The sequence below is a fragment of the Paenibacillus sp. FSL K6-1330 genome, from assembly GCF_037976825.1.
Lineage (GTDB): Bacteria > Bacillota > Bacilli > Paenibacillales > Paenibacillaceae > Paenibacillus_AQ.
Map to the genome: position 1 here is coordinate 7162894 of NZ_CP150269.1, position 20396 is coordinate 7183289.

General features: G+C 50.4%; 17 protein-coding genes and 1 other annotated feature. Of the genes, 6 read left to right on the plus strand and 11 right to left on the minus strand.

What is annotated here, in order from left to right:
• Positions 1–40 precede the first annotated feature (40 nt).
• Positions 41–1615 (minus strand): sigma-70 family RNA polymerase sigma factor, encoded by a 1575-nt coding sequence (locus NYE54_RS32610; protein ID WP_339273737.1) that lies wholly within the window; start codon positions 1613–1615, stop codon positions 41–43.
• 276 nt (positions 1616–1891) lie between these two features.
• Positions 1892–2169 (plus strand) — a binding site (T-box leader).
• Positions 2170–2217: 48 nt separating this feature from the next.
• Between NYE54_RS32610 and trpS the strand changes: the two genes are divergently transcribed.
• The gene (gene trpS / locus NYE54_RS32615) at positions 2218–3201 is read left to right on the plus strand and encodes a tryptophan--tRNA ligase (RefSeq protein WP_339268816.1); all 984 of its coding nucleotides are present in this window, start codon (positions 2218–2220) and stop codon (positions 3199–3201) included.
• Between the two features lie 208 nt (positions 3202–3409).
• Here the strand turns inward: trpS and NYE54_RS32620 are convergent, their stop codons facing one another.
• From NYE54_RS32620 to NYE54_RS32660, 9 genes are all read right to left on the minus strand, one after another.
• Positions 3410–4891, minus strand: coding sequence for a cellulase family glycosylhydrolase (locus NYE54_RS32620; protein WP_339268818.1), 1482 nt, complete (start codon positions 4889–4891; stop codon positions 3410–3412).
• A 12-nt stretch (positions 4892–4903) separates the two neighbouring features.
• Complete coding sequence (locus tag NYE54_RS32625; RefSeq protein ID WP_339268820.1) at positions 4904–5728, minus strand: MerR family transcriptional regulator; 825 nt, start codon at positions 5726–5728, stop codon at positions 4904–4906.
• Positions 5725–7137: an MFS transporter gene (locus NYE54_RS32630; RefSeq protein ID WP_339268822.1), complete on the minus strand. Its 1413-nt coding sequence runs from the start codon at positions 7135–7137 to the stop codon at positions 5725–5727. Before NYE54_RS32630 ends, NYE54_RS32625 begins: the two co-directional genes overlap by 4 nt.
• Positions 7138–7368: 231 nt before the next feature.
• The gene (locus NYE54_RS32635; RefSeq protein ID WP_339268824.1) at positions 7369–8520 is read right to left on the minus strand and encodes an ABC transporter permease; all 1152 of its coding nucleotides are present in this window, start codon (positions 8518–8520) and stop codon (positions 7369–7371) included.
• Positions 8520–9638, minus strand: coding sequence for an ABC transporter permease (locus NYE54_RS32640; RefSeq protein WP_339268826.1), 1119 nt, complete (start codon positions 9636–9638; stop codon positions 8520–8522). The genes NYE54_RS32635 and NYE54_RS32640 overlap by 1 nt, the downstream gene beginning before the upstream one ends.
• 29 nt (positions 9639–9667) lie before the next feature.
• Positions 9668–10603, minus strand: a complete 936-nt coding sequence (locus NYE54_RS32645; RefSeq protein ID WP_339273739.1) for an ABC transporter ATP-binding protein — start codon at positions 10601–10603, stop codon at positions 9668–9670.
• A gap of 215 nt (positions 10604–10818) precedes the next feature.
• Positions 10819–11943: a histidine kinase gene (locus NYE54_RS32650; protein WP_339268827.1), complete on the minus strand. Its 1125-nt coding sequence runs from the start codon at positions 11941–11943 to the stop codon at positions 10819–10821.
• Positions 11940–12584, minus strand: coding sequence for a response regulator transcription factor (locus tag NYE54_RS32655; RefSeq protein ID WP_339268829.1), 645 nt, complete (start codon positions 12582–12584; stop codon positions 11940–11942). The genes NYE54_RS32650 and NYE54_RS32655 overlap by 4 nt, the downstream gene beginning before the upstream one ends.
• Positions 12585–12851: 267 nt before the next feature.
• Entirely contained in the window at positions 12852–13901 is a 1050-nt protein-coding gene (locus tag NYE54_RS32660; protein WP_339268831.1) for an NAD(P)/FAD-dependent oxidoreductase, read from the minus strand.
• 324 nt (positions 13902–14225) lie between these two features.
• Here NYE54_RS32660 and NYE54_RS32665 point away from each other — a divergent pair, with 324 nt between their 5' ends.
• From NYE54_RS32665 to NYE54_RS32685, 5 genes are all read left to right on the plus strand, one after another.
• Entirely contained in the window at positions 14226–15098 is an 873-nt protein-coding gene (locus NYE54_RS32665; RefSeq protein WP_339273741.1) for an ABC transporter ATP-binding protein, read from the plus strand.
• Positions 15022–15999: an iron-hydroxamate ABC transporter substrate-binding protein gene (locus NYE54_RS32670; protein WP_339268833.1), complete on the plus strand. Its 978-nt coding sequence runs from the start codon at positions 15022–15024 to the stop codon at positions 15997–15999. Before NYE54_RS32665 ends, NYE54_RS32670 begins: the two co-directional genes overlap by 77 nt.
• Positions 16000–16068: 69 nt before the next feature.
• Positions 16069–17079 carry an iron ABC transporter permease gene (locus tag NYE54_RS32675; RefSeq protein ID WP_339268835.1) on the plus strand — a complete coding sequence of 337 codons (1011 nt, stop codon included), beginning with the start codon at positions 16069–16071 and terminating at the stop codon, positions 17077–17079.
• Positions 17076–18086, plus strand: coding sequence for an iron ABC transporter permease (locus NYE54_RS32680; RefSeq protein ID WP_339268837.1), 1011 nt, complete (start codon positions 17076–17078; stop codon positions 18084–18086). Before NYE54_RS32675 ends, NYE54_RS32680 begins: the two co-directional genes overlap by 4 nt.
• 162 nt (positions 18087–18248) lie before the next feature.
• Complete coding sequence (locus tag NYE54_RS32685; RefSeq protein ID WP_339268838.1) at positions 18249–18731, plus strand: hypothetical protein; 483 nt, start codon at positions 18249–18251, stop codon at positions 18729–18731.
• 72 nt (positions 18732–18803) lie between these two features.
• Here NYE54_RS32685 and NYE54_RS32690 read toward each other — a convergent pair whose 3' ends face one another.
• Entirely contained in the window at positions 18804–20354 is a 1551-nt protein-coding gene (locus NYE54_RS32690) for a BCCT family transporter (RefSeq protein WP_339268840.1), read from the minus strand.
• Positions 20355–20396 lie beyond the last annotated feature (42 nt).

Consider the following 20396-nt stretch of genomic DNA (forward strand, 5'->3'; position numbering starts at 1 on the left):
TCCGCAATCTACTCAAGATCGCTTTTTCCTGTACCTGTTGTTAATCAGATTCGCCCATCCGCACAATCGACTTCCGCTCCGGGTTCCAGCGCCATATCGGAGCCTTACCCCTTACCTGCAAGCCTCCTACCCATTTATCGATCGTTCCGGTGCAGGCATAGTCGGTCTTACCCGCTAGCACCTCATGCCCCAGACTCGTCACTTGCAGCACCCGATCTTGGAAATGGGGTACAGCTAGTTTAAAGTCGGGAAAAGGTGCTGTACCATCGATAACGAGCAAGGAATCCGGTCCCTCTGTCAGCTTCGCCAGGTAATACCAGAACTCCAGATCTCCCATTCCCAGTGTATGGAGCTGGTCACCTACCTTTCGGAATAACTCATGAGGCTTATGGATTCCGCCCGCTACAGCCTCTAACGTGGTCTGCTCAATGATCCCAAGTCCATTAATCACGGAGGGCAGCCGTGCCAGATGGGCCGCAAATGCAGCCCTAGCAAAAGGCAGTGCCGAGGAATCAACCTCCAGCATGCGCTGATGTTTCTCCGGCAGATCCGAAGTATAGGCTTCCCACAACATACTGCCCAGCATGAGCTCTTGTTCTCCAATCGTGTGCCATGTGCCCGATAAAGTCTCGAGCTGCTCCGTGCTGAGCTGCCCCAACCCACGAAAAAGCTCGATGCCCGGGTATGCGCCAATGCACAGCAGACTCAGCTTCGTATTTCCCAGTGACTGCTCCTTAAACCAATGCAGCAAATAAGACAGCATCGTCTGGTCAAACAGATCATGCTCAAACCAGAGCACGATTTCATCATATTGCTGAAAATCCTGAAGCTTCCTCTCCTGCGCCTCGCAGGTCCCGATATATTCCTTCTGCGGAATCCCCAGCGTTTGCTCCAGATACTGAGCTCTGGTTCTCCGATGATTCGGCACGTCCATCTTCGTGAAGACCGGACCAAAAGAATAAAGCTCTCGCCACACCAGAATGTCCCCTTGAATGTTCCCTTGCTTCAGCTTATCTCCTACCGAATCTCCATTAACGATGTGCAGCATACGTTTTCCTCCCTCATACAGATCGGTGAACACCGATACAAAGTCGGCTACGTGCAGCGTGTTCTTCAGCTTCCGCCGGGCATCAAAGAGTCGCTTCTTCAAAGCCGGCAGGGATATATCCAAATATTGCGAGATCTCCCGCAGGCTGTAGCCTTGAAAATAATAGAGCTGGACCGCAATCCGCATGCCGGGTGGCAAATCTGCGATCGTGGCATGCAGCTGACCGACCAGCTCTCTCTTTTCCACAACCGACTCCAAGCTTCGCTGATCTCCTACCGGCAATTCCATCTCATGCAGCGGTAACGTCTGAAACTGCTTGCGGCGAAAGTCCCTGTAACACTGCCGCTCAACGATCACTTTGAACCATCCGGGAAAACGCTGGGGATCCTGCAGCTTATGCAGATTCGCAAAAGCCTCCGTAAATGCCTCCTGCACGGCATCTTCCGCTAAATGTTGATCCTGCAATTTATCGTAGTTCACGGCCAGCGCCATGCCGGTAAAATGCTGAACCAAGCTTTCCTGGGCCTCCGCACTGCCCCGCCGGGCTGCCTCAATCCACTGGAACACGTTCACTTAAACCTCCCTTCCCGGTGTCTCTAACACTTAAGTGCCGATTCGTATAAAAAAGGTTACCTCACATTAAAATATTTTCAGTTCTTGTATGAAGAAAAACTGATCGTGGAAGCTCTTCATTGCCTTCCCCAACGCCGCGTGGTGGCCGTTTATCCGACGATAATCCCTCTTGACATTCACCTAACACCTGTGTAATGATTCTCATCATATTCATCTTGCTCTCTTTTCTTATCCGAAAGAGCAGCGCTGATGAATTTAAGAACAACATACCACACGGCTATGAGAAGAAATAGTAGCTTATCTCTCGAGGTCCAAGCGAACCGGCGAATGGTGCGAGGCCCGGTACCCCGAAATAAGTGAATGGATCTTCTCGCTTCAACCCGAACCTCCGATCTGTGCCGGAGCAGTAGGCCTTGACGGCTCTCCACCGTTATTTTGGGAGATATGACAGGCATAATGGTGCATTTTCCCCATTTCCACGTCATGCTTAAGAGCGACCGTACAGTCGAATTTGGGTGGTACCGCGAAAGTTACACTTCGTCCCATGGAGGGATGAGGTGTTTTTGTGTTGTTCGCAAACAATCAGGAGGTGTGTTATGAAACGATTATTGTCAGGAATTAAGCCGAGTGGAGATTTGAATATTGGCGGATACGGGGGTGCTCTCCGTCAGTATGTGAAGCTGCAGCATGAGTATGAGTCCTATTTCTTCGTGCCGGATCTGCATGCGATCACGGTCTATCAGGATCCCATGGAGCTGCACCAGCGCACGCGGGACATTGCCGCGCTGTACATTGCGTCGGGCATTGACCCCGATAAAGCGACGATCTTTCTGCAATCGCAGGTCCCCGCACATGTAGAGCTCGGGTGGTTGCTGGAGACGCAGGCGCATTTTGGTGAATTAAAGCGCATGACCCAATTCAAGGAGAAATCGGACGGAAAAGATACCGTGAGCTCCGCGTTGTTTACGTATCCGGTCCTGATGGCTGCCGATGTACTGCTCTACCAGGCAACGCATGTGCCTGTCGGTGACGATCAGAAGCAGCATCTGGAGCTGACCCGTGATGTAGCCGAGCGCTTCAATAACCGGTATAAACACACATTTACGCTTCCCGAGCCGATCATTCAGGATATTGGCTCCCGCATCATGGGCCTTGACGATCCGTCCAAAAAGATGAGCAAGAGCAATCCGAATAAAAATAGCTGCGTCCACATGATGGATACGCCGGAGGATATCCGCAAGAAATTCTCCAAAGCCGTTACCGACTCCGATGGCCAGGTCCGGCATGACTGGGAGCAAAAACCGGCGGTCAGCAATCTGATCGAGATTTACTCCGTATTCTCCGAGGAAGCCATCTCCGTCATCGAGAAACGGTATGAGGGCCAAGGATACGGCACGTTCAAGAAAGAATTGGCCGAGGTGGTCATCGAGAAACTTCAGCCGATCCAGGAGAAGTTCCATCAAATCGTGAATTCCTCCGAGCTTGATCGCATTTTGATGGACGGAGCGAAGCGGGCTTCCGAAACCGCAGGCCCAACACTGCTTGCCGCCAAGAAAGCGGTGGGATTGGTCACGTTCTGAAAGAACCGAGGGCGTCCCCTTGATGACTGTTTCCTTATCGGGAATCAGAACAAGGGACGCCCTGCTTATTTTGTTGGCATGCCTTTTTACATTGTACACAAGTATCTACGCCGCTTTAGTCTGTCCCGCCTCGCTTTAACCCCATGGTTCTTCTTATTCTCGCCTTATTTATTGAAATGCCTGCTATGTCGTTCCAGCCCCCTTGACATCATCTCCCTATCGTAACCGTAATCTTGTTCCCTTCATCAAGAACAGTGATCGCCAAGATGCCACTCTTCGAATCCAGGAAAGGGCGCAGCTCGAGTTGATAGGCGTCCGTACCGGCAACCGCCACGTCGCTCCTGGATATCGATTCCAGATGGGGATGGTAAATCAACGTCTCTCCAACGGATGAAACGAAATCTATACTTAAACTGCCGTTATCATGATCATAACGGTATGCTGAGAGCACGCCGGCTGTCGCTTGCGGATACGCGCGATTCAACGCTTTGACATATGGGGCTTCCTTGAAGCCGTCACACCAACACCAGTATGTGTTACTCCAAAGATACCGCTCAAATATCGCAATGATCTGCTTGGAAAGCTGAAAGGTTGCCGGATGTTGGGAGAAGGCCCCCCATTCCCCGACCAGGACCGGCACGTTCAATCGTTCCTGCACCTTGCGATGGGTAGCAAAAATCAGCTGGACGCGATCCTGATTGTAAATGTCATAATGCTCCGTATCGACCACCAGATCATAGCCGTGCGGTGCAAACACCTGATGGTGTAAGGTTTGACCGGCCGGATCCTGCACAAGCTGCAAGCCGGACTCGATCCCCATGTTCGAGAAATAGCTCGTTTCCAGCATCAAAAATCCGTCCGGGGAAACGGAGCGAATTGCTGCCGCTGTCTTGTTGAAAAAGGGCGCGAGAACTTCCCGTTCGAAGATTTGCGAGACTTCTCTGGCGCTGTCGACGAGTATGCGGTACGTATCCATCTCCGCCATCCCGGCAAGAACCTCTAGCCTCTTTTCCTCGTCAAACCAGAGTCCGGCAAGCTGTTCCATGTTCGGGTCGGCTATTCCCATCACATGCCCCGCATATGCGGCAATGATGGTGCCAAGCACCTCCTGTCCGCTTGTTCCGGGGTACGGCTCGTTCATCATGTCATAACCGATGATATTCGGACAATCAGCCATAAACTGTGCCGCATGCTTCCACATCGCTGCATAGTGATCCTGCAGGCCGATCCCGTCGGAAGCGGACGTATTCCGCCAGAAGTGATCCAGAGCGCGGTTCACAGCCGGACTTTCCAGGTAGGCGTCACTCCAAATATGTCCGGTAACATGAGGAAGATCATCGGAGAGGGTGGCCCATGCGGGAGCCCCGTCGCCGTAGAGCAAGCTGTACAAATCCTGATGCATATCCAGAAAAACATAGAGATCATTCTGCTCAGCCCATACAACTTGCTGCTTGATTCTGCTCAGATACGCATCGTCGTAGACCCCAGGCTCCGGCTCGACGCCATCCCATATTAAACCTAGACGGACAACGTTAAATCCTTGTTCGCGGAACCAGGCGAACAGAGCTGCATCACAGGGCTCAACATATCCTTTTGCCTTGTCCTTGCATACGAGATTGATGCCGTTCAGGATCACTTGAGCGCCGTCTTCATTCAAGAATCGTTGTCCGTCGATCACTAATTTTTTCATGTCCGCTTCCCCCTATCGTTCTTCTACCGGAATGTAAATTTCAATGTAATGATTGTCGTACTGGTTATAGAGATTGACTTCGAGAGAATGACCCGCGATCTTTAGTCCGCGATTGCGAATGAAAGCTTTCATCTGATCGTAGTGATCGTCCATCTTGGCATAGTCGTCCCTGCCGATAACCACGCATTTTCTGGCACAGTAGCGAGGCTCAAGTTTCTGAAAGACGGAAGAGTCACCCTCCATCGGGAAGGTGGACAGAATGCCATTGTACAGGTAATTGTGATAACGGCCTGCGTTAAGGTTATCTTGCGACACAATCGATATGGTATGGCAGAATGCAAGCCATTCTCTGGCATGGATTCTTCGTACCTGTTGCTGCACTTTGCTCCCGAGTCCATGATCTCCGCTCTCCATGATGGAATCGGTAAGCAGCACCCAGCTCGGGTGGCTTAGTACAAGCTCAATGACCTCCGTATTATCGAACCGTTGAAGCTGAACATCCAACACGTCCAGCTTGTGAGACAAATGTTTCAAATAAGTCCGCTGGCGGTCAATGTCTTGCCGCTTGTCAGAGAGCAGCATGCGAATAGCGTCTAGGCTGTTGTCCCGAAGCAGTGCTTGGATTCGCTCGATCGACACATCCATGGCCCGCAGCATTCGAATCGTGATGAGTGAATCGAACTGCTCAAGATCATAATAGCGGTACTTGTTCGCGTCCCGAGTGCGGGAATGAAGCAGTCCGATCTTATCGTAATAACGCAAGGTATCGATCGGGATATCCAGAATTTTGGACACTTCGCCAATCGTAAAATTCAAATTTAACGCCGATTCCTTCACATCTTCACCCCCCCTCTTCTGGCGCTATTGCTGAACGCGGAGATGTCATCCTCTTTTTTCTTATCAAAAGGGTACAACGCCAGCGGAATTAATCCGAGGAGAAAAGCAGCCAGCGGAATCAAGCCGGTTGCTACCCGAATGCCGAGCATGGCGGACTCGGACTGTTCCGCAGTAAGACCGTCATATCCGTATGCCCCGATGACATTAATGAAGATAACCGTTTGCAGGCTGGAGAAGGCGACCGTGAATAACGAGAACAATCCGTTAAACAGCCCGGTTTTCCGCACGCCGGTCGTGCGCTCATTCTCGTCGATGAGCAGCGCCGAGGCCGGAGATATTGCCGTTCGAAGATAGTTCACAGCAAAGACGATCAGAACGTAGGATGCCGCCGCGGTCCATATGCCGTCAGCAAGAAAGATCCCCCCGTATCCGAGCACCACAAAGATTGTCCCCAGGTATACACTCTTCTTCGTTCCGTTTTTCTTGACGATAGATCCCATGACCGGCAAGAATAGGAGCGCGATCACATGCGTACTCACATCGATGACGGTAGCTTCGATACCCGTTGACTGCACGACGCTGTCCATGTAGTAAAGAAACGGCGTAAAGTAGAAGAACACGGGGCCAGTGACGATGGTAAATATAATAAAGGTGAGGAAAGGCTTTGATTTGATGATCTGCCAGGCTTCTTTGTAAACCTCTTTTGTATCGATATGCTGCTTATCCAGTGATTCGTACATTTGCGCATCTTCTCTCAGTCCCCTCAGGGCCCAAGTGAAGAATATCGCTTCTGCCACGATTACGGCAGAGAAGATCGGGATGATAACCTCCTGTTTTCCGTCCCCAACGAGCAGCAGCGTCGGAATCAAGGTGATCAGAAATGACATCGCTTGGGATAAGTAGTTCTGGATCACACCAACATCGATGCGTTCCTCCTTGGTTGGAGCTGCGATCAGCATAAACGATTGATAGGCTATACTGTAAGCGGTTGCAGCTGTGTCGTAAATAAATAACAACCCGGTATACAGCAGAAAGATCAACCACTGATCCCATGCCGGATTAGACAGCATCATGAGGAAGGAGGAAACGATCATGAACGGCACCGTCACTCTCATGATATAGACGTATTTCCCACGCTGCACGCGATGCCTCATTCTGTCGATCCATACGCCAAGCACCGGGTCGTTAATCGCGTTCCAGATGTTATAGATAATGTACACCCAAGCGACATACTTCGGACTGAGACCGATGATATCCGTGTAATACTTCAAGAACACATTGTGGATGAGCACTCCTCCGACTGACAGGATCGGACCAGGAAGAGCCAGACGCCATTTCTCCCCTAGAGTCAGTCCGGTAGCAGTGAAGCGAAAGGCTTGCCGCAAGGCACTTCGCGCTTTACTCAACATTTACCATCCCCCGATCGTTCAACGTTTCAACCAGATCCTGTATCCTGAACTCATTGTAAACCATGGAGTAACTCCAGATGAAATAGCTTTGTTCATTTTTTTCCAATAGATTTTTCGCCGGAAGAACGGGTTTTAGACTAATGAAAAAGGGAGCTGTGCTGGTTAAGCAAGCCCCTAATCGCTTATAGTCGGTCATCCTATGTGCAGTACAAGGTGACCCCACCATTAAATTTAAATATAGCTCTGTGTATCTCTATTTCTCCCAAACTTGTAGGTAGCAATCAGCGATAAGGCCAAGGCAAAAGCCAGCAGAATCGCCACATTTAGCATGATGTCATTCAGCTTGCTTCCTTGCTGAAGCTTGCCAAACGTATCGAGCAGCCAATACTGCGGCAGGAAATCGGCGATTCGCTGAATCGCTTCCGGCATCACGGAGAGCGGGAATACGCACCCTGCCAGCAGCGAAGTCGGCATGATCACCATCGTCTGGATTCCGTTAGCCATCATGGTGCTGTCAGAGAACGCGACAATGACCTGCGATAAACTGACCGCGACCAGAGCGAACAGCGACAGAATCAGGAACATCTGCCATAACGGAATGCCTGGCTCGATGTGAAAGAATCGGGTCATAACAAACAAGGTGGCGGCAATCTGGATCATCATCAGAACGATGTTCACGATAGCATTCGAGAAGACGTAACTGCGGGCAGTAATAGGCGACGATAAGAGTCTATAGTACGTACGGTTCTCACGATCCCGGATTGTCAATGCCGATAGATTCACGGCAGAGAATAACATGAACACAACCAAGTAACCGATCGTCCGGTTGGTCATATCATGATTAGCCGATTGATCCGCAACCGTAGTCGTGGACAATTGAAACGTTGAACTCCGATAACCGCTGTATAATTCGTTAAACGCAGCGGCATCGCCATCCGCTATAACCCCCATGGATGAAATATTCTGGACGTACGCGTTCAGATACGATTTGACATAACCGGTAACCTGAGCTCCCTTAATCGATTCGATCCGGACCGGCTCGGGTGTCCCCTGAATTACGCCTTTCGCAAACCCCTCGGGGAAGATCAGCACCGCATCCAGCTCACCCGACACAACCAAGTCATCCGCTTCCGATTCCCTAATGACCGATGCCTCGGTATGCTCCAATTGAGCAACAAAATCGATCGTATCTTGCGTGACTTTCTGTTCGATATCGTGATTCACGATGCCAATGGTAACGGAAGTCTCTCCGGCACCCTTGTAGATTAAGGTGGATAGCAGAATACCGACAATGGGAAGCGCAATAACGAGTAGCAGATTTTTATAATCCTTCAACGAGGTCAATACCGTCTTTCGAATGAGCCAGAGCATATCCTTCAACATTATAGTCCCTCCCTTCTTCGCATCGAACTCATGGCTACGGCCAGCAGCAGGATGGAAAACCCAATATTCAGCATCATCGCATGCATGGCTGCCGACCCGCTGCCTGAATAAATCAGCTGCAGCAGAGCTTCATTGGACCAATGCAGGGGAGAATACGTTGCGGCCTCCCTCATGAATCCCGTTGTGCTTGCAACCGGCGTATACCCTCCCCCAAAGAACGCAGCCAGTTGAATAATGACCATGATGACAGCTCCGGCTGCATTACCCTTCAGCACGTAACTGATGCCGAGCCCGAGGCTGAGCGCAAACAGGATCTCGGTGAACAATACCAGGAACACCATGATGGGGTTCTCCCCCCAATAGGCATTGAACATATATTTGCTGATCAGCACAACGATGATGACAAATACGGCATTGATCGCGAGCGTGCCCGTTATTTTTCCGGCAAAAATCTCGGCTTTCGTCACCGGTGAGGCCAATAGGCGCTGCGCGGTATTTCGCTTTCGCTCACTATCGATTAATCCGCCTGCCGTCAAGGCGCTATACAGAATGATCATCGTAGTCACCGCAATCGCAAAATAATCAAGTGAACCCGGCTGCCTCGCCCCCTGAATGGAAGACTCAACCACATAGCTCTCTCCATCATTAACAAGCAGCTTGTTCTCATATTCCGGATCGATCTTCGAGGCTTCGGCTGACAGCCGGTACCGGTCGGTAAATGCGGACAGCATCCCCTGCACAATCCCGTTCTCCATACTGTTGCGGCTGTTTCCATCATATCGGATCCCTTGGCCGTCTATTTCCACGTAACCGGTGTACCGGTTGTTTCTCACTTCCTGCTGTCCATTCATGCCTTCCTTGGCCTGCTCAAAGAGCATGCCCGATGAACGCTCCGCCTCCTGCATAAATGCCTGCCATTGCTCCGTAAGCGCGGGTTCCGTTCCGCTGTCATGGTATAACACCCGGATGTCTCCAATCGCAGTACTGCCGTTAAAAGCGCTCGACAGCGCCGTCCCTAGGATCAGAATGAGCAGCACGGGCGTTGCCAGCATGAATACCAGCATCCGCGGCTCCCGGACGATCTTCATCTCCTTCAGCGCGATTCTTAGTACGTTCATGTACTTCCACCTCCCTCTTCCTAGGTCCGCTAATCCCGAAGGCTCCGGCCGGTCAACGTCAGGAACACCGTTTCCAAATTCGGCTCGGAGGCTTGAATGGAACGAATCTCGATGCCTTGCGTCGTGAATTGTTGAATGATTTTATTCAAGTTATTGACCTCTGCATCGGAGCTGATATGCACGATATTTTCCTTCACTTCAACCGCTTTGACGCCTGCAATCTCCTCCAACTTGCTCACTTCGAGATGGGCGGCCGATTGTACTTCAATTCCGATATCCTTCTGATCCGTGATGATGGCCTTCAGCTGTGCCTTCGTGCCCTCCGCTATGATCTTGCCGTGGTCGATAATGGCAATCCGGGTGCAGAGCTCCTCCACTTCCTCCATATAATGGCTCGTGTACAGGATCGTGCTGCCCATCTCGTTCAGCTTCCTGACCGAATTCAGGATATAATTCCTCGATTGGGGATCGATGCCGACGGTCGGCTCATCCATGATGATCAGCTTTGGTCTGTGAGCAATGGCGCAGGCGATATTCAGTCGTCTCTTCATGCCCCCCGAGAAACTCTTCGGGTATATCTTATGTTTGTCGCTAAGTCCGACGAAGGCGAGGGCCTCCTCTGCCCTGCTCTTCAGCTCCGATCCTCTCAATCCATACAATCCGGCAAAAAAATGAACATTCTCATAGGCGGTCAGATCCTCATAAATCGCAACCTCTTGCGGAACCATGCCGATCTGCTGCTTCGCGAACTTTCGATGCCTCACCAGATTCTTGCCCAGGATATGAACCTCTCCCTTGGTCATGGGCATGAGCGACGATATGATGTTGATGGTTGTGCTCTTGCCAGCTCCGTTCGCGCCCAGGAAGCCGAAGATCTCGCCTTCCCGTATGTTCAACGACAACTGATCTACCGCTATGAAATCCCCAAACTTTTTCGTGAGCCCTTTGATCTCCAGCACGTTCATACGCGTTTCGCCTCCATATTCCATCCACGCATCAACCGGTGGACTTGATCTGTATGTATCGTACGAAAAAAGGATGCCCTTGCGATAGTGCACAAGTTCATCCTTACCCATGAGAATCTTCATGTTGTTGACGATCCAAATCTTCACCCTTGTGGGGGAAGGGAAATGCCCTCGTCCCCGATGCTCCTCATCCGTCAAATCGCGCTTACCGGGTTTTAGCTATAAGGAATCAAGGTGGTCACCGAGAAGCCATTGGAGCCATCCACGATCACGGTTCCATTCACGACCGCGGCGCGCTCCTCCATGCCTACGATCCCAAGACCCTTGATGACCTTCTGCATACCCTTGCCATTGTCGCTGACCTTGGCCTTGATCATGGTGCCCAGAACCTCAATATGTAACGAGACTGCCGTTGCGTTGGCATACTTCATCGTGTTGGTTAACGCTTCCTGGGTGTTATCCTGAATAATTTTCCATTGCAGCGGCGTGATCCGGTCCACATTGCCCTCATGCGTCAATACGGTCTTGATTGGATGCTGAGCCGAGAACTCCTCCAGAAATAAACGCATCCGGTTGATGCCGAGCTGTTCCGTAGGCGGCTTCACATTCTTCAGAACCAGTCTGATGCTCTCAATGCCTTCTTTGGAGATCGAGATGGCATTCTGCAGCAGCTCGGCGGACTTGTCCGGATTCGCTGCCATCAAGCGCTTGGCCGCTTCCATCTGAATCAATGCACCCGTCATGGAATGCCCGATTTTATCATGAATCTCCTGAGACAGCCGGTTTCGCTCTTCCAGCTTGAACATGTATTCAAACTGCCGGATGTACTCATTATTTTCGCTCAGCCGCTCGGTCAGCCGATCCAGTTCAAGATGCATGTGCTCATTCTGCTCCTGATAGGATGCGACTCGGCTTACAAAAGTTCTTAGCATCGTGAGATAGATATAGGATAGAACGGATATAAAAACATAGGTAATGACAAGTTCGTGAGGCACCATAAGCGCTGGAACCAACAGGGGGACCAGGATCATCCAGCTCCTGCGAAGGCATAAAGACAGCAGCTCGTACAAGTTCGCGGGAAGCAGCATGAACAACAGCGGATGGATGTAGAATGAGGAAGCCGCGACAACAAGAACAGCCAGTACCATGAAGAACGGCTGTACATTCCGGCTCTTGAAAATATAGACGGATACATTCACGGACAGGTAGAGCAGAATGACAAGGATATACCACGGTGTTATCGCAAGATCAGAGGCATAAGATTGGCCGATCACATACAGGAATAGAATCGTTTTAAAGCCGATGATCCACGATTCGGCATAATTTCGGCGTTCGCTCACTTATTCACTTCCCCCGTCAGATAAAAAATCGCAATCTGGGTTCGATGCTCAAGACCTGTCTTGCTGAGAATCGAAGTGATGTGATTGGCAATGGTGCCTTCGGAAATAAACAGCTTCTTCGAGATTTCCTTGTTGGCCAGCCCTTTGGCGATAAGCGCCATAATATCCAGTTCCCGTTCGGTGAACAGACTCCGGTCGAACTTGGTACCGCTGTCTTCCTTGTCCGGCTTCAGCCCGGATTTGATTTTATCCAACACGACGTCCTGCAGCACATGATGGCCGTGGTACACGGTTTTGATCGCATCGCGAATCCGTTCCGGGTCGTTATTCTTTAGCAGATAACCCTTGGCGCCGTTCAGCATCGCGTCGGTAATATATTCATCGTCGTCGAAGGTCGTCAAGATCAGCGTCCTGGTTTTGGTGCGCTCCGTAAGCTGTTTCGTGGCCTCAACCCCATTCAGATTCGGCATCCGGACGTCCATCAGTGCCACATCCACTTCATGCGCTTCGCAATAGGCGACCGCTTCCTGGCCGTCTTCAACCGTCGCTACCACGTCGAACTCATCAAACGTAGCCAGAATGATTTTCATGCCTTCCCTAATAAAAGAGTTATCGTCCGCTATGATCACTTTAATCTTCAACTTACGCTCACACTCCCTTATTCAGGATTATACAGGCTGCCATCTTGAAGAACGATAGTATTTTATTCACCTGAATAAAGGTTGATCGTTACGATGCTAAACACTTTTGCCATGATCACCCGACCGATATAGACCAACCTGCTTAAGCAAAGTAAAAAAGCAGCGCGGGTACACACCCCACACTGCCCATTCGCCAGCCTATTCTATTAAGAAGCGGTCATCGACTTTCTTTTGTCGGAAAGGCTCCCCTTCTCCAGCACCGAGGTTCTAATTGATCAATTGCTTCACTAATTCGCGATTGCGCTCCTTGAACATCTCGTTGTGCGAAGAGACCATCGCGAATTTTTTGGCATCCGGCTCAATGAACTGCTTCGCGCTGTTCACCGCGTTCGCGGCATCCTGGAAGGCACCGGCAATGAGGTGCAGCTTCCCGTCAAAATGCAGGATGTCGCCGGCAGCATACAGCCCCGGAATGGAAGAGTTACAGCTTGCGTTGCCCGCGATATAGTAATCATCCACCCGATGAATATCGAGCTTGCTGTTCTCCAGCAGCGACATATCCCGTTCATAGCCATGGTTAATAATAACTTCATCTACCGCCAGATAGGAAACTTCTCCCGTCGCATTGTTGGTCAATTCTACCCGTTCAATCACCTCATGATTATCTGAAGCAATGAGCTTCGTAATCGATGTATTGAGATGGCAAGTGGCCCTGCTGTTCATCAACTGCTCGACCTGCGCTTCATGGCCTGACAATTCGTCCTTGCGGTAGGCCAAGTACACCTTCTTCGCTACAGGCTCCAGCTCATTCGCCCAATCCACGGCTGAATTCCCTCCACCGGACACAATGACGGTTTTGCCTTTAAAATGCTGCAGGGACTTCACCGTATAGTTCAGATTCGAAACCTCAAACCGCTCGGCTCCTTCAATCTCCAGCTTCTGCGGATTCAGGATGCCTCCTCCGACCGCCACGATAACCGTTTTAGACAAATGCACGCCGGAGTTCGCCGTATGTAATTCGAACAGCCCTTCCTCATTGCGGGCGATCGATTCAACTTTCTCGTTCAACAGCACTTCGGGATTAAACGTCAAGCCTTGCTGAACCATCTGTTCGATCAGCTTCGCGCCCGGAACGGGCGTCAGTCCGCCGACATCCCATATCATTTTCTCCGGATAGACGTGAACCTTCCCGCCAAGCATGGGTTGATATTCTATAATCTTGGTCTTCATGCCGCGCAGTCCACTATAAAAAGCAGAATATAATCCTGCTGGTCCTCCACCAATAACCGTTACATCAAATATCTCTTTCCCACTCATGCATTTCACTCCCGGTCTATAGATTAAAAGGCTGTTTGTGATCACCTTGTAACGTAAATGATTATCATTATCAATTAGTATACGTTGCCTTTCACCGTTTTACAATCAATCATTTAGAAAAAATTCATATTGTCACAATTTCGCCTATATATAGGTATGTAACACCCTGCCAATCTATATATGGATATTATTCAGATGAAACATGAATATTATTTAAAATTTCCATTAAGATATTTATTGACAACGACGCGGCCCCACATTATATTTATGGATGAAATTGAGAATCATTATCGTTTGTTAGCTAACTATTCTGGAGGTGAAATGATGATTCGCCTAAGTACAGATCGAATAAGCGTCGGTTACGGCGAGAATCTGATATTGAATCGTCTTAATGTAGATATTCCCGATAAAAGAATCACAACCATTATTGGGCCTAACGGCTGCGGCAAATCCACTCTTTTGAAGGCTGTTACCCGCATTATTCCTTACCAGTCCGGCGCTGCCATTCTGGATGGAGAAGAAATCGCTAAGATGAACACCAAGCTGCTGGCGAAAAAGCTGGCCATTCTGCCCCAAACGCCGGAAGGACCCGGCGGTTTGACGGTTGGCGAGCTTGTCTCCTATGGCCGATATCCTCATCAACGCGGTTTTGGCCGCTTGACCAAGCAGGATATGGAAGTGATTGACTGGGCGCTGGAGGTTACCGGAACCCAGGATTACAAATATCGCTCGGTGGATGCTCTGTCCGGCGGACAAAGGCAGCGGGTGTGGATTGCGATGGCACTTGCTCAGGAGACCGAAATGATCTTCCTCGACGAACCAACCACGTACCTGGACATGGCGCATCAGCTTGAGATCCTGGAACTGCTGGAGAAGCTTAATATCGAGCAGGAGCGTACCATTGTTATGGTTCTGCATGATTTAAACCAAGCCGCCAGATTCGCGGATTACATTATCGCGATGAAGGATGGAGATATCATTCAGGCCGGAGATCCGGAAGCCGTCATCTCACATGACGTATTAAAGAAAGTATTCCATATCGATGCAGAGATCGGCCGCGATCCACGCACGGCAAAACCGATCTGTATCACATACAATCTTTTAAAAGGGGAAAAAGAGGATGTACTCAAAACACAGCAAAACGACACCTACGAAGAAACTACTCATCCCGTTTATAGCGCTGCTGCTCATTCTTAGTGCTTGCAGCAGCAAGCCTGCGGAGACAAGCAGCAACCATACAGGAACGGCCGAAACACCTAAAACGGAACAAAGCGAAGCCCCATCCGGGACCATTACATACGGGTCCGAGAACGGACCCGTTGAGGTGCCTGCCAATCCGCAGCGCGTCATTGTGTTGTCCTCCTACGTAGGCGACCTGCTTGCACTCGGCGTCAACATGGTGGGCGTGGATTCCTGGTCCAAGGCCAATCCCGCATTTGCGGACAAAATCAAGGATGCCGAAGAAGTGACGGATGAAAGCCTGGAAAAAATCATCGAACTGGATCCCGACCTCATCATCGGCCTGTCCAATATCAAGAACGTGGATAAGCTGAAAGAGATTGCCCCAACCGTTACCTTCACCTACGGTAAAGTTGATTATCTGACGCAGCATCTTGAAATCGGCAAGCTGGTGAACAAAGAAAAAGAAGCCCAGGCCTGGATCGACGATTTCAAGCAGCGGGCGCAAAAAGCCGGCGATGAAATTCGCGCGAAGATCGGCGAAGACGCAACCGTGTCCGTGATCGAGAGCTTTGATAAGCAGCTTTATGTATATGGCGATAATTGGGGCCGCGGTACCGAAATCCTGTATCAGGAAATGAAGCTGAAAATGCCGGAAAAAGTGAAAGAAATGGCATTAAAGGACGGCTATTATGCTATTTCCGCAGAAGTGCTGCCGGAGTATGCCGGTGACTATGTTATTCTGAGCAAATTTGCCGATGCCGAAACGTCCTTCCAGCAAACCGAGACGTATAAGCAAATCCCGGCGGTGAAGAATGGCCACGTATTCGAAGCGGACGGAAACCGGATTTATTTTAATGATGCCACCACGCTGGAGTACCAGCTGGAGTTCATTACGGAACATTTTCTGGGCAAATAGGATATAGGCTGCCCTTGCTCAGACTTATTTAGATTGAATATTCCAACTTTAAGATGAAAAGATGATTCCATGACAAAGCCTACGAAACGGTCCATTCCTTTTTCAATCCAATTGATGGCGGGTTTCATCGTATTTATCGGCACGTTTGTCGTTGCGATGGTGTTCGGCGCAGCTGAAACCAGCATCAAGGATGTATGGTTTGCCCTCACCACCTCGATGGAGGGCGAGAAATTATCCCTCCTTCGCGAAATTCGGCTGCCCCGTGAGGTTGCCGCCATTCTGGTCGGAGCCGCGCTGGCGGTCTCCGGTGCCATCATGCAGGGCATTACCCGCAATCCGCTGGCGGATCCCGGCCTGCTCGGCCTTACCAGCGGGGCGAATGCGGCGCTGGCCTTCACACTGGCTTTCCTGCCGTCTGCCAATTATTTTGGCATTATGGTGGCCTGCTTCATCGGAGCAGCAGTCGGTGCCGTGATGGTCTTCGGCATTGGAGCCATGCGAAAAGGCGGCTTCTCTCCCTTACAGATGGTGCTGGCTGGATCAGCCGTATCCGCATTCCTGTATGCCATCGCTGAAGGAATCGGGATTTATTTCAAAATCTCCAAGGATGTGTCCATGTGGACGGCAGGCGGCGTGATCGGTACATCATGGGGGCAGCTGCAGACGATATTTCCGTTTATTCTCATTGGAATTATGATTGCCATCGTGCTATCAAGACTGCTGACCATCCTTAGCCTGAGTGAAGAAGTCGCCGTCGGTTTGGGACAAAACATTGCTGTTATCAAAGGCGTCCTGTTTGTCGTGATTGTCCTCCTGGCAGGAACCTCTGTGGCATTGGTGGGGAATTTGGCCTTCCTCGGCCTGATGATTCCCCATATCGTCCGCGGGATCGTCGGAACCGACTACCGCCATGTCATCCCGATGTCTGCCCTGGTGGGAGCTATCTTCATGCTGTTTGCCGACACAGTCGGACGAACGCTGCATGCTCCTTACGAAACACCCGTAGCGGCTCTGATCGCCATCATGGGATTGCCCTTCTTCCTGTTTATCGTACGCAAAGGAGGGCGGGGAATGTCATGATTCATCCATCGTTATTAAGAAAACAAAGAATTACGTTTCTAGTATTGTTGATCCTTACAGTGGTTACTGTCCTCGTTGGTTTGGGTCTCGGTTATTCGTCCGTTAGCTATGACCGGATTATTCCAACCCTGCTGGGCCAAGGCAGCTTCAAAGAGAAATTCATTATATTCGATGTACGCCTGCCGCGCATGCTCATTACTTTGCTGGCCGGAATGGCGCTCGCCTTATCGGGTGCCATTCTGCAGAGCATCACCCGAAATGATCTCGCGGATCCAGGCATTATCGGAATAAACTCGGGGGCCGGGGTCGGCGTGGCCGTATTTTTCCTGTTCTTCCCGATCGAAGCCGGCTCCTTTATCTACATGCTGCCCTTGGCGGCATTTATCGGGGCTGTGCTAACGGCCGTGGGCATCTACCTGTTCTCATTCCGGAAAGGCGAAGGTCTGCAGCCCGTTAAATTGGTGCTTACCGGTGTCGGGTTCTCCATGGCACTCTCGGGCGTCATGATTGTGCTCACGTCGTCTGCCGAGCGGACCAAGGTCGATTTTATCGCCAAGTGGCTGGCGGGCGGGATATGGGGCACCGATTGGCCCTTCATTGTGGCGCTGCTGCCCTGGCTGATCATCCTGATTCCGTTCACCCTGTACAAAGCGCAGCGCATGAATCTGCTGGGATTAAGCGATCCTGTAGGGATCGGTGTCGGCGTCTCGATTGAGAAGGAACGCATTGTGCTGCTTCTGGCCGCCGTCGCGCTTGCAGCATCCGCGGTGTCGGTTACGGGCGGCATTACGTTCATCGGACTCATGGGCCCTCATATTGCCAAAGCGCTGGTTGGCCCGCGGAATCAGATGTACATTCCGATTGCTATATTGATCGGGGGCTGGCTGCTGCTGCTCGCAGATACGATCGGACGCAACATTGTGGATCCCGACGGTATCGCTGCAGGCATTATGGTTGCTATCATCGGCGCGCCGTATTTTGTGTATTTGCTGCTTAAGAAAAAATAATGGTTATTCTCTTTTCAACTGAACACCTAATAGCCCCTATTGCACTCTTTCAGAGGTGTAATAAGGGCTATTTTGTATGCGGTGAATCGCTTCATTCATACATAGAGTTCATAAATAAGGTAATATAAGGATAATTATCTCGGTAAACAAAAAGGAGGTATTATGGCAAAATCAAAGGAAGCGGTCGATTCAGCTGCAAAGCGACGGATGTCAACATTTCCTCTATGGATCATCGTGACGATCAGTTCACTATGCATGTTCTGGATATTTGACCTCTTGATGAACCTCGGGCTGCCTCGACAGGATGCAAGCTGGATCAACATCGCTATCGTTGGAATGTACCTCACAGGTTATTTTGTCGGTGAGCTGTATGTCTATCTGGATCGAACGTATGTAGATAGAAAGCAATCCTATACCCCGGGTGACGACATGAAGTCCGGATCCTTCAAGAAACGAATCCTCCTTCAGTTCCCCGTATACCTCTTTGTGATCCTAAACATCCTATGTTTTAATTGGATTCATGGATTATTTCGATCCCTTGGGCTGTCTTCCTGGTATGCCTACTACTTACACATGTCATTACTATGCTTGTATTGGTTTGGCTATGGTAGCCGTCATTTCCGAGCTTATCTCCTCACAAAATAAAGAGGGGCCCCGCATGGATGCCCTCTTTATCGCGCAGGTAATATAAAACCTCGTTCCGCCAAACATTTGCCTTTACTTCTTCCCCCGGTTGGCCGCCTCCTCCAGACGGCGGAACCGTTTCAGATCAGCCTTCCGAATTGGAATCGGCTCGCGGCGCAGCAGCTTCACCACGGCAATGATCAACAACAACAGCAGCACCGTGAACGGCAATGCCGCAATCAATGAAGCCGTCTGCAAGGCTTCCAGTCCGCCCGCATACAGCAGGACGCCGGCAATGGCTGCCATGAGCGTGCCCCACACGATTTTTGCCATTTGAGGAGGGTTCAGGCTGCCGTAGGTGGTCATACTGGCCAATATATAGGTTGCTGAGTCGGCTGATGTCACCAGGAACGTCAGAATGAGTAAAATCGCCAGCACATTCATGACCATGGAGAGAGGCAATTGGTTAAAGAGCTGAAACAGGGCCGATGTCACATCCGCATTAACGGCTGCGGCAATCCCGGTGCTCTCGTGCAGATCAAACCAGATCGCCGTCCCGCCGAATACCGCGATCCACAGACAGGCAATGACCGGCGGCACGACCATCACACCCACAATGAATTCACGAATCGTTCTTCCCTTGGACACCCTAGCCACGAAAGCTCCGACATACGGGGACCAAGCAATCGCCCAAGCCCAGTAAAAGATCGTCCATTCCCGTACCCACGTGCCCTCTGCGTAGGGTTGAAGCCGCAGGCTGTACGATACGAAATTCGTAATATAATCTCCCAGCGCCAAGGTAAAGGTCTCCAAGATGAACACCGTGGGACCACTAACAAACACAAACAATAAAAAAATGAGCGCCAACGCGAGGTTCAGGTTGCTTAGGTATTTAATCCCTTTATCCAATCCCGTTGTGGACGAGATCATATAAGCGACAAAAATAAGCCCCAACATCATTAGCTGCAACCCGACACCATTGTTCACTCCCATAATCGTGTTCAAACCACCGCTCATCTGCAGAACGCCAAGTCCAATGGAAGTCGCGATGCCCATGACCGTTGCAATCACCGCGAGGATATCAATCGTATTCTTCACACCACGCTTTGAGCCGGTGACAGGCTCCAGCGCTGTAGATACCAGCCCATCCTTCTGCTTACGGTACTGAAGAAACGCGATCACAAGTCCGACAAGAGCAAACACGGACCATTGGCTAACCCCCCAATGAAAAAAAGAATAGCCCATAGCCACACGTGCCGCGTCTACACCTTGTGCTTCAACACCGCCGAAGGGTGTCTTAAAAAAATGGCTCATGGGTTCAGCCACACCCCAAAACACCAGCCCTACACCAAATCCCGCAGAGAACAGCATTCCGATCCAGGTGAAGAACGGATACTCGGGCTTCTCCTTATCTCCACCAAGACGAATCGTGCCGTATTTACTGGTTGCCACCCAGATCAGAAATATAATAATTACAAAGATCGAGAGCAGATAGAACCAGCCGAACGTATTCGTCGTAAATCTGTACAAATACCCTGCCACTTCCCCGAAAGCTCCAGGCATGGCAGCCCCGAGAATAGCAAGAATAGCAATGATGACGGCCGAAACCGTAAACACGATGTTCTTGAATAAACTCCCTTTCATATGCTCCACCTCAGGCTATTAAGTCATCCATTCCTATACAGT